Origin of the sequence: Stenotrophomonas capsici, from assembly GCF_034961085.1 — a bacterium.
Taxonomy (GTDB): domain Bacteria; phylum Pseudomonadota; class Gammaproteobacteria; order Xanthomonadales; family Xanthomonadaceae; genus Stenotrophomonas; species Stenotrophomonas capsici.
Genome location: NZ_JAYFUH010000046.1, coordinates 1 through 10,117, shown reverse-complemented (window position 1 = coordinate 10,117; position 10,117 = coordinate 1). Strand labels below are relative to the sequence as shown.

The window sequence follows — 10,117 nt, the reverse complement described above, 5'->3', positions numbered from 1 at the left end:
CAGTGGCTACGCGTTCCTGGAACTTGCCAAGGACGGGCAGCTCGGCAGCGAGAACTGGACCGACGTCGGGGTGGCCTTCACCGCCGCCGTCATCACCGGCTTCGTGGTGGTGAAGTGGCTGCTGGACTACATCAAGCGCCGGCCCTTCACGGGCTTCGCGCTATACCGCATCGCACTGGGCATTGGCTTGCTGCTGTTCTTGCCTGCTGGAAACTGAACGCGCCCCGGCGCCTTCAACCCCGGCCGGCAGCTTCATCCGTTTGTCGTCCCGAATCCTTTCCATGACCCAAGGAGTTGTCCATGAAGCGCATCCTCATGCTGGCCCTGCCGCTGGCCCTGATGGCCGCCTGCAGCAACCCGTCGCAGACGACCACCAAGAGTGAAGCCACCCCCGCCGCCAACACCGCCACCCCGGCCGCGGCGGCCTCGATCGACGCCACCCAGCTGGGCGCCAACCACTGGCTGCTCGACACCGCCGTGGATTCGGCCGGCAAGCGCGTGGACGCGCTGTTCGTGCGCGCCGACAAGCCGGTCACGCTGGACTTCAAGGACGGCCGCCTGAGCGTGAGCAATGCCTGCAACGGCATGGGCGGTGGCTACACGCTGGAAGGCGACGCACTCAGCGTCGGCAACATGATGTCCACCAACATGGCCTGCGGCGAGCCGGGCGTGATGGCGCTGGACGGCCTGGTCAGCGAGCGCCTGCAGGGCAAGCTGACGATCCGTTCGCTGGATGCGTCGCAGCTGGTGCTGGCCGCCGCCAATGGCGACGTGCTGACCTTCCGCGCCGAGCCGACCGCCGAAGCCCGCTACGGCGGCGAGGGCGAGCGCGTGTTCCTGGAAGTCGATGCACAGACCAAGCCCTGCACCCATGGCGTGATGCGTGATGCACAGTGCCTGCAGGTGCGCGAGGTGAAGTACAACGAGCAGGGCCTGGAGCAGGGCAAGCGCGGTGAGTGGGAGAACTTCTACGGCAACATCGAGGGTTACACCCACCAGCCGGGCGTGCGCAACGTGCTGCGCCTGAAGCGTTTCCAGGTGAAGAACCCGCCGGCCGACGCGTCTTCGCTGGCCTACGTGCTGGACATGGTGGTCAGCTCGGAGCAGGTGGGCAAGTAAGCCACCGCTGCGAAGCAGACGACGAGGGCGCCGCAAGGCGCCCTCGTCATTTCGGTTCCCCGCCGCCGTGTGGCGGCAGCGCGCCCGGCGGTACCGGTCAGAGGTGCGGGTTCAACGTGTAGGTGCCGTGCAACGCGGCTTCGGCCAGCACATGGCCCTGCATCGCGCTGAACACATCGGCGGCGGTGAAGGCGCCTTCGACCGGCAGCGACGCCACGTCCAGCGCGAACATGCGGAAGAAATAGCGGTGCGGGCGCTCGTCGTTGAACGGCGGGTACGGGCCGTCATAGCCGAAATAGGTGCCGGCCATGTCGAGGTCACCGGCGAACCAGCCGGTGTAGTCATTGATGCCCTGGCGCGCGCCGGCCGGGCCCGCCGGTTGCTGCTTGCCGTGCGCGGTGAAGCCGTCGCTGCAGCTGCCGGCGGCGATCTCCCGCACGTCGGCGGGGATATCCACCATCACCCAGTGCACGAAATCAGCGCGTGGCTGGTCCAGCGGGATGCCGACATCGTCGCGACCGACCAGCTCGGCCACGGTCGGCGCGTCCGGGTCCACGCACAGCAGGGCGAACGAGCGCGTGCCTTCGGGCACGTCGTGCCAGGACAGCTGCGGGTTGCGGTTGCCGGCAACGCCGGACGGCTGGCCGGCGGCGAACTCGGCCGGGATCGGCTGGCCGTTGCTGAAACTCTGGCTGTCCAGTTTCATCGGGGGTCCTCGGGTCAGGCTTCGGGGTAGCCCAGTCGCACCGCGACCGGGGTGAGATACAGGAATTCCGCCGCCAGCACCTGGGCGTAGCGGCGCCAGTGGCCGGCCTCGACGGTGCCCGGGCCGAGGCTGCGCACCTGCGGGAAGCGCACGCCGAAGGCCTGCTCCAGCAGCGCGCCCATCGCCGCCGGGTCGTTCACCGCCTCGTCGGTGCGGAGGATCAGGTGCGGGTACAGGTCGCCCTCGTGCAGCTCGGCCACCTGCTCCACGGAACGTGCCAGCCACTGCGCCGCGTCCATCGACGAGGTCAGCGCCAGCGGCGCCGGTGCACCCAGCGCCAGCCATTCGATGAACATGTCGCGCGGGTCGCGCACCGCCACCACCAGGCGGCCCTCCGGCAGCTGCGGGCGCAGCGCCCACAACAGCGCGTTGTCCCACCACAGCAGCCAGTCGATGACGTTGCCGTCGGCGATGCCGCGCGCCGGCAGCTGCTCGCGCCACTGCTGCACCAGCTGCTCGGGCGTCAGCGCATCGGTGGCCAGCCGCTGCAGGGTCAGGTAGTTCTGGAAACCGTCGGTCGGCGGGGTGGCACCGAAACGGTCGGCGCGCAGCACCCGGCTGCCGGCCGCCATCACCGTCACCACGCGCTCCACGCCCGAGCCCGGCGCGCCCCAGACGAACAGCGGGCGCATCGCGTTGTCGTCGGCCACCCCACCCAGCGCCGGCCATTCCACCGGGGCCTTGGCCTGCGGCGGCAGCGGCAGGCGCGTGGCGGCCTGCTCGGCATGCAGCTGCAGCCAGGTGGCCACCGCGCCGGCCGGGTTGCCGCCACGGTCCTGCACGGTGCCCAGCCAGCTGCGCAGGCTAGGCCGCGCGGCTTCCGGGGCGCTGTCGACCAGTGCCTGGACATGCGCCGCTGCCGCGGGCGCATCGCGCAGCAGCAGGGCTTCGACGATGCGCTGCTCGGCGCTGACGCGGCCCGGCTCCAGCGCGGCGATGCGACGGGCGATGGCCTCGGCCGCGTCGCTTTCCTCGTTCATGTCATGCAGCCGCATGCGGGCTTCCAGCGCCGGCACATGGTCGGGCATGGCCGACAGCCAGCGCTCGACCACGGCCACCGCTTCCGGGCTGCCCACCGCCGGGATCGCCAGACGGGCCAGCCACAGGTCGTGCAGCTGCGGGTGGGCTTCCAGTGCCGCATCCAGCGCGGCGCTGGCTTCCTCCTCGCGCCCCAGTCGCTGCCAGGCCACCAGCAGCATCTGCAGCGTGCCGCGGTCACCGGGCAGCTGCGACAGCAGCGGGCGCAGGTGTTCCAGCGCCTGCAGCGGCTGGCCGGAGGCCAGCTCCAGCTCGCCGGCCAGGCGACGCAGGCCGGGGGTGTCGCCCCCCTTGCTGGCCAGCACCTCGCGCATCACTTCGGCCGCGTTGTCGACATGGCCCTGGCGCAGCGCCAGCTGCACCAGCAGGCCGCGCAGCGCCTGGTTGTCCGGGACCAGTTCGAGCACGCGGCGGAAGGCCTGCTCGGCGAACGCCGGCATGTCCTTGCCCAGATAGGCGAAGCCCAGTGCGTAGAGCAGGCGCGGATCGCGCGGCAGGCGCTCGACCGCGGCCGACAGCACGCCCAGCGCGCGGTCCAGCTCGCCGCGGCGCAACGCGACCATGCCCTGCACCGCCCCCAGCTCCGGGCTGTCCGGGTCCACGCGTTCGGCCAGGCGGATCAGGCGGTCGGCTTCGTCGATGTCCTCGCGGCCCAGTGCCAGGTGCGCCTGCATCAGGTAGGCGGAGAATTCATTGGGGTTGAGCGCGGTGCTGCGGTCCAGCGCCTGGTCGGCGGCCTCGAGCTGGCGCAGGGCCAGCAGCAGGCCGGCGTGCTGCAGGTGCAGGGCGGCCTCTTCCGGCGCCAGCGCCAGCGCCTGGTCCAGGCTGGCCTGGGCCTGTTCCAGCTGGTTGTCCTGCTGCAGGGCCAGCGCCAGCCAGCGATGGGCCTGCGCCTGCTGCGGTTCGGCCGCCACCCATTCGCGGGCCAGGGACACCGCGTCGTCGTTGGCGTTGCGGCGCAGGGCTTCGATGATCTTGTCTTGCATGGCGGTCCAGCGTGAGCGCAAAAAACCCATTGTAGCGGGCGCGCCCGCCGCGCCACGGTTCAGCCTGGCAACGCCGCCAACAGTTGCCGGGTGACCCAGCGCTCGGAGAAGCCATCGCCGCGCAGGTTCTCGATGAACCCGCAATGCCCGCCCCAGCGCGCGATCTGCAGGCGTGCGTGGTTCGGCAGCTGCCAATGGTCGAAGGTGGCGAAGGGGATGACCGGGTCGTCCTGCGCCATCAGGATCTCGGCCGGCACCTGCAGCCCGGCCAGCTTGTGGCCGGCGATCGAGTAGCCCTCGAAGTAGTCCTGCAGCGTGGGGAAGTCGGTATGCCGGTTCACCAGCCAGCCGGTCAGCGCGCGGATGTCCAGCTTGAGCACGTCGTCGTCGCAGTCGGCCGCCGGCACCTGCAGCCCGGCCAGCTTGTGGCCGGCGATCGAGTAGCCCTCGAAGTAGTCCTGCAGCGTGGGGAAGTCGGTATGCCGGTTCACCAGCCAGCCGGTCAGCGCGCGGATGTCCAGCTTGAGCACGTCGTCGTCGCAGTCGGCCTCCAGCGTGAGCGCAAAAAACCCATTGTAGCGGGCGCGCCCGCCGCGCCACGGTTCAGCCTGGCAACGCCGCCAACAGTTGCCGGGTGACCCAGCGCTCGGAGAAGCCATCGCCGCGCAGGTTCTCGATGAACCCGCAATGCCCGCCCCAGCGCGCGATCTGCAGGCGTGCGTGGTTCGGCAGCTGCCAATGGTCGAAGGTGGCGAAGGGGATGACCGGGTCGTCCTGCGCCATCAGGATCTCGGCCGGCACCTGCAGCCCGGCCAGCTTGTGGCCGGCGATCGAGTAGCCCTCGAAGTAGTCCTGCAGCGTGGGGAAGTCGGTATGCCGGTTCACCAGCCAGCCGGTCAGCGCGCGGATGTCCAGCTTGAGCACGTCGTCGTCGCAGTCGGCCAGCTCGGGGAACAGCGCGCGCTTGCGCCGCAGCGAGCCGGTCCACTTGCGGCGGAAGTACCAGTCGTACATCGCCGGCCCCTGCTCGATGCTCTCCATCGTCACCGCCGGGTCCAGCACCGGGCAGACCGAGGCCACGTGCCGCAGGGGCACGCCCGCGGCCGGTGCATGCAGGGCCAGGCGCAGCACGAAGTTGCCGCCCAGCGAGTAGCCGGCGGCCACCATCGGCAGGTCCGGGAAACGGCGCGCCACGTCGCCGGCGGCCTGCACCACTTCATCGATGCGGCAGGAGTGGAAGATGCCCGGGTTCAGGTGGTGGGTGTTGCCGTGGTCGCGGAAGTTCAGCCGCACCACGTCGAAGCCGGCCTCCAGCATGCGCGCGGCGGTCATGCGCATGTAGCTCGACTCGGTGCTGCCTTCCCAGCCATGCAGCAGCAGCGCCAGCCCGACCGGGGCACGGCCCGGCACGCTGCTGTGCCAGGCCTGCAGGCGCACCCCGTCACCGCCGTCCAGGATCAGTTCGCGGTTGACCGCGCCGGTGGCGGCCAGCAGCTGCAGGCCGCGGCGCAGGCGCAGCCGGCTCGAAGCCAGCATCGATTGCAGGTGGGGATTGCGCAGCCAGCGCGGCGGCAGGTAGTCGGCGGCGTTCAGCGCGTCTGGCTGGCGGCTTTCCGACGACGGCAGGCGCACGACCGACATCGCCTCACGGCCCTTCCATCACCGCCACGATGCGCGCACGCGAGGTTTCGGCGATGCGGCGGCGACCTTCCAGGTCCTGGCTGCCGATCGGCGCGAGGAAGTGCACCTGCGCCGCACGCGCCGGCTCGCCGAGCAGGCGCAGGAAGTTGCCGAAGAAGCTCTCGCCCGGCCCGAACGCCACCATGGTCTGGGCGTCACCGCGCACGCCGTAGCGCAAGGCCACCGGCTGCACCGGCACGTTGGCCTCCACCGCCGCCTGGAAGATGCGGGCGTGGAACGGGCCCACTTCGTGGCCACCGCGGGTGCGGCCTTCGGGGAACACCGCCACCGGCCGCTGTTCGTTCAGGCGCTTGACCATTTCCTCCATCACCCCGCCCAGCGACTCGGTGTTGCCGCGCTGGTGGTAGATGGTATGCCCACGGCTGGCCAGCCAGCCGACCAGCGGCCAGCCGGCGATCTCGCGCTTGGCGACGAAGCCGACCATCTTCTGGCTGTGGATCATGCAGATGTCGACCCAGCCCACGTGGTTGGCCACGAACAGCACCGGCCCCGGCAGCGGCTGGCCGAAGCGCTTGAGCCGGAAGCCGAAGATCCACATCAGCACGCCCGACCACCAGCGCACCACGCGGTGCTCCAGGGGATCGGCAGGCCCGCCGATGCGGCCGAATGGCGGGGCCATCAGCAACAGGATCAGCGGCAGGAACAGGACGATGTGCACCAGCAGCAGCGGGACGCGGTACAGGTAACGGAACACGCGAGCCACACCGCCCTGGCGGGCGGGACGGGGGGAGATCATCCGCGCACGATACCGGATGCGGTCCGGCTTGTGCCAGCGACTGTTACGGCGGCAGGGTATTGCTGCCAGGACACGGAAAGGTGCGTTGCGGCACAGTATCCAGACATCACGCGGGCCAAGGGGCCCGGCTGGACCTTCAGCGTTACCCTTCCCGCGCCGTAAGTGTGTAAAACGGTTCCAACGTTCAGGGGAGCGTGGTGATGCACCGGCAGCTGCTGTCATCGACAGAGGACATGCTGCACTTCTTTTCTGCCGCGCTGGAGCGCATTGGCAGCGGCGTGATCCTGTTCGACGAACAGAACACCATCCTGTACCTCAACCGCGCGATGGAGACCATCTCCGGCTGGCCGCGCGAGGAAATGCTAGGCAGGAACCTGGGCCAGCTGGCCCCGCCCTCCATGCGCGAGCGCTATGACACCCGCCTGTACCCGGGGGCCAGCAACCGCGTGCAGGAACTGGCCCTGGCGCCGCATGACATCCAACTGGTGCGCAAGGACGGCAGCCACTGCTGGATCAGCGTGACCCTGTCGCACGTGTCCAGCGGCGGCCGCGACATCCACATGGCGCTGATCAGCGACGTCACCGCGCGGCGCCAGGCGCAGGAGCGCGAGCGGCTGCTGTCGCTGGGGTTCGACGAGACCCAGAGCGCGGTGCTGATCACCGATGCCCAGGCCCACGTGGTCTACCCGAACAAGGGCTTCCGTCGCCTGTTCGGCTTCCTGGACAGCGAGCTGCTCGGCCGCTACGTCCCCACCCTGCTGGCGCCGGACGATCATTCCGGCGAACAGATGGCCGCCTACATGACGCGGCTGATGTCCGGGCAGTCGATCCGCGCCGACGAGCGCCTGTACCGCAAGGACGGCCAGCCGCTGTGGTGCTCGGTCACCATCAACCCGATCTTCGACGACTACGGCAAGCTGGTGAACATGGTCGTGGTGCTGACCGACATCACCCGCACCAAGGTGCATGAGGTCCTGCAGCACCGCATGCTCGATGCGATGGTGCGCGAGGTACCCACCGCCGAGATCATGCAGATGATGTGCGAGGAGGTGGAGAAGATCGCCCCGCAGGTCACCTGCTCGGTGCTGCGCGTGGAGGACGGCCGGCTGCGCACGCTGGCCGCGCCCAGCCTGCCGGAGGCCTACAGCAAGCTGGTCGATGGCACACCGGTCGGCCCGCATTCGGGCAGCTGCGGCACCGCGGCCCATTGCGGCGAAACCGTGGTCGCGCGCGACATCGCCAGCGACCCCAACTGGGAAGGCGTCAGCCACCTGGCCCTGCAGTACGGCCTGGCGGCGTGCTGGTCCACGCCGATCAAGTCCAGCGACGGCCGCGTGCTGGGCACCTTCGCGTTCTACTACCGGCAGCCGATGGAGCCGGACAGCTTCCACCGGCGCCTGGTCGAGGTGATCGTGCACCTGTGTGCGCTGGCGCTGGAACGCGAGGAAGCGCGCAACCGCATCCGCCGGCTGGCCTTCTACGACGACCTCACCGGCCTGCCCAACCGCAGCCTGCTGCATGCCCGTGCCGACCAGGCGATCAGCGCCGCCGGCCACACCCACCAGTCGCTGGCGGTGCTGTTCATCGACCTGGACCGCTTCAAGCAGGTCAACGATTCCTTCGGCCATCCCGGCGGCGATGAACTGCTGCGGGTGGTCGCGCGCCGCCTGCAGGAGCAGACCGGGCCGATGGACATCGTCGGCCGCCTGTCCGGCGACGAGTTCGTGGTGGTGCTCAACGGCTGCGACGCGCAGGGCGCCGACGAACACAGCGAACGCCTGCTGCGCGCGTTGGGCGAGCCGTTGCAGCTGGGGGAGATGGAGATCCGGCCCTCGGCCAGCATCGGCATCAGCGTGTTCCCGCACGACGGCACGAGCATGGAAACCCTGCTGCACCGCGCCGACATGGCGATGTACCAGGCCAAGCACAGCGGCCGCAACCTGGCCCGTTTCTACAGCTGCGAGATGGACCAGAGCGCGCAGGAACGGCTGGCGCTGGAAAATGCCCTGCGCGAAGCCCTCGCGCTGGGCCAACTGCAACTGCACTACCAGCCGCAGATCGACCTGCACGATGGCCGCCTGCACAGCGTCGAGGCCCTGGCCCGCTGGCACCACCCGCGGCTGGGCAACGTGCCGCCGGTCCGCTTCATCCCGCTGGCCGAGGAAACCGGCCTGATCGGCGACCTTGGCCAATGGGCGCTGCACGAGGCCTGCCACCAGTTGGCCGACTGGCGCGAGGATGGGCTGGAGGTGCCCTCGGTCTCGGTCAACCTGTCACCGACCAACTTCCACAGCCCGGCGCTGGCCGAGATGATCAGCCGGATCCTGCACGAGCACGGCCTGTCGGCGTCGGACCTGATCCTGGAAATCACCGAGGACGTGCTGCTCGACGCCGACCCGGTCACCCTGCAGACCCTGCGCAAGGTGCATGCGCTGGGCGTGCGCCTGTCGATGGACGACTTCGGCACCGGCTATTCCAGCCTGAGTTACCTGCGCCAGCTGCCGATCAGCGAGCTCAAGCTGGACCGCAGCTTCGTCAACGGGATCGAGCGTGACAGCGTGGCCAGCGCGCTGACCCAGGCCATCGCCCACATCGGCCAGAGCCTGCACCTGAAGGTGGTGGCCGAAGGCGTGGAAAGCAGCGAGCAGCTGCGCCTGCTCGGCGAGCAGGGCTATCACATCGCGCAGGGCTTCCACTTCACCCCTGCCCTGCCCGCGCCGGCATTGGCGCAATGGGTGCGCGAGCATCTGCCGGCGATGGTCGAGGGCTGAGCGACGGCTACGGCGGTGGGGCAGTAACCCCTCCCCCGCCCTCCCCTTGGCTTCGCCAAAGGGAGGGAGTGGTTCGGCGGGGTCGAACCGATCACGGTAAAGCCGTATGGCCCCCTCCCTTGCACAGCAGGGGAAGGTTGGGGAGGGGTAAGCCGCAGGTATCGCGCGTCGATGCCCGCTCAGCGGGCCACCACCGCCAGCGTCAGCCGCGAAATGCACACCGGCTTGCCGTCTTCGTTCTCGATGCGGATCTCCCACACCTGGGTGGTGCGGCCCACGTGCAGCGCGCGCGCGGTGCCGGTGACCACGCCGGTGCGCGCCGCGCGCAGGTGGTTGGCGTTGATCTCCAGCCCCACGCAGACCTGCTCGGCCGGGTCCACGCACAGGTTGCCGGCGCTGCTGCCCAGGGTTTCGGCCAGCACCACCGAGGCGCCGCCGTGCAGCAGGCCATACGGCTGGCGGGTGCGTTCGTCGACCGGCATGGTGGCCTGCAGCCAATCCTCGCCGGCGGCGGTGAACACGATGCCAAGGTGGTCGATCAGGGTGTTGCGGCTCAGGGCATTGACCTGTTCCAGGTCGACGGGGGCGCGGAATACTCGGGACATGGCTTGAACCTTTGCGGGGACGCAGTCAGAGGATGGGCACCAGCCCGGCGCCGAAGGCAGTGAGCATGCGCACCAGCAGCCATTTCGGGCCGACGTCCACTTCCGGGAAATCACCGATGGCGGTGTAGCAGGCGCGGAAGCCGGGGTCCTGCCGCGGCAGCGGCCGCGGGCAGTCCGGGCCGGGCTTGAACTCATAGATGGTGGCGTAGCGCCATGGCCAGAAATCGAGCACCGGCAGCGCTTCGGACGCCTTGCCGATGCTGTAGTTCAGGCCGGAGAACACCGGTGCCTTCTCGCGCGGCGCCACCACCCAGGAGTTGTCCGGGGCGATGTCGCGCTCGATGCTGCGCGCCAACTGCTCGGCGAAGGCGGCATCTTCGATGATCACCGCGCCC

Annotated in this window: 8 protein-coding genes and 2 pseudogenes; 3 read left to right on the top strand and 7 right to left on the bottom strand. The window is 69.7% G+C overall.

The window, feature by feature from the left end:
* Both VA603_RS01600 and VA603_RS01595 read left to right on the top strand, forming a co-directional pair.
* A partial coding sequence (locus tag VA603_RS01600) for an undecaprenyl-diphosphate phosphatase (RefSeq protein ID WP_323437745.1) occupies positions 1–217 on the top strand: 217 nt, incomplete at its 5' end.
* A gap of 83 nt (positions 218–300) precedes the next feature.
* Entirely contained in the window at positions 301–1,119 is an 819-nt protein-coding gene (locus VA603_RS01595) for an META and DUF4377 domain-containing protein (RefSeq protein ID WP_192288311.1), read from the top strand.
* A 97-nt stretch (positions 1,120–1,216) separates the two neighbouring features.
* On the opposite strand, the gene VA603_RS01590 is transcribed toward VA603_RS01595, so the two are convergent.
* The 5 genes and pseudogenes from VA603_RS01590 to VA603_RS01570 form a co-directional block, all read right to left on the bottom strand.
* The gene (locus VA603_RS01590; RefSeq protein ID WP_323437744.1) at positions 1,217–1,825 is read right to left on the bottom strand and encodes a YbhB/YbcL family Raf kinase inhibitor-like protein; all 609 of its coding nucleotides are present in this window, start codon (positions 1,823–1,825) and stop codon (positions 1,217–1,219) included.
* 14 nt (positions 1,826–1,839) lie between these two features.
* On the bottom strand, positions 1,840–3,909 hold the full coding sequence (locus VA603_RS01585; protein WP_323437743.1) for a tetratricopeptide repeat protein: 2,070 nt from the start codon (positions 3,907–3,909) through the stop codon (positions 1,840–1,842).
* 59 nt (positions 3,910–3,968) lie between these two features.
* Positions 3,969–4,298 (bottom strand): annotated as a pseudogene (locus VA603_RS01580) (YheT family hydrolase); the annotation flags it as partial.
* A gap of 214 nt (positions 4,299–4,512) precedes the next feature.
* Positions 4,513–5,502, bottom strand: coding sequence for a YheT family hydrolase (locus tag VA603_RS01575; RefSeq protein ID WP_313255261.1), 990 nt, complete (start codon positions 5,500–5,502; stop codon positions 4,513–4,515).
* A gap of 52 nt (positions 5,503–5,554) precedes the next feature.
* Positions 5,555–6,346 (bottom strand): lysophospholipid acyltransferase family protein, encoded by a 792-nt coding sequence (locus tag VA603_RS01570; RefSeq protein WP_132862353.1) that lies wholly within the window; start codon positions 6,344–6,346, stop codon positions 5,555–5,557.
* Positions 6,347–6,546: 200 nt separating this feature from the next.
* Here VA603_RS01570 and VA603_RS01565 point away from each other — a divergent pair, with 200 nt between their 5' ends.
* Positions 6,547–9,117: an EAL domain-containing protein gene (locus tag VA603_RS01565; protein ID WP_323437742.1), complete on the top strand. Its 2,571-nt coding sequence runs from the start codon at positions 6,547–6,549 to the stop codon at positions 9,115–9,117.
* 179 nt (positions 9,118–9,296) lie between these two features.
* Here VA603_RS01565 and VA603_RS01560 read toward each other — a convergent pair whose 3' ends face one another.
* Positions 9,297–9,722: a hotdog fold thioesterase gene (locus VA603_RS01560; protein WP_132862351.1), complete on the bottom strand. Its 426-nt coding sequence runs from the start codon at positions 9,720–9,722 to the stop codon at positions 9,297–9,299.
* A 25-nt stretch (positions 9,723–9,747) separates the two neighbouring features.
* Positions 9,748–10,117: pseudogene (locus VA603_RS01555) on the bottom strand (phospholipase D family protein); the annotation flags it as partial.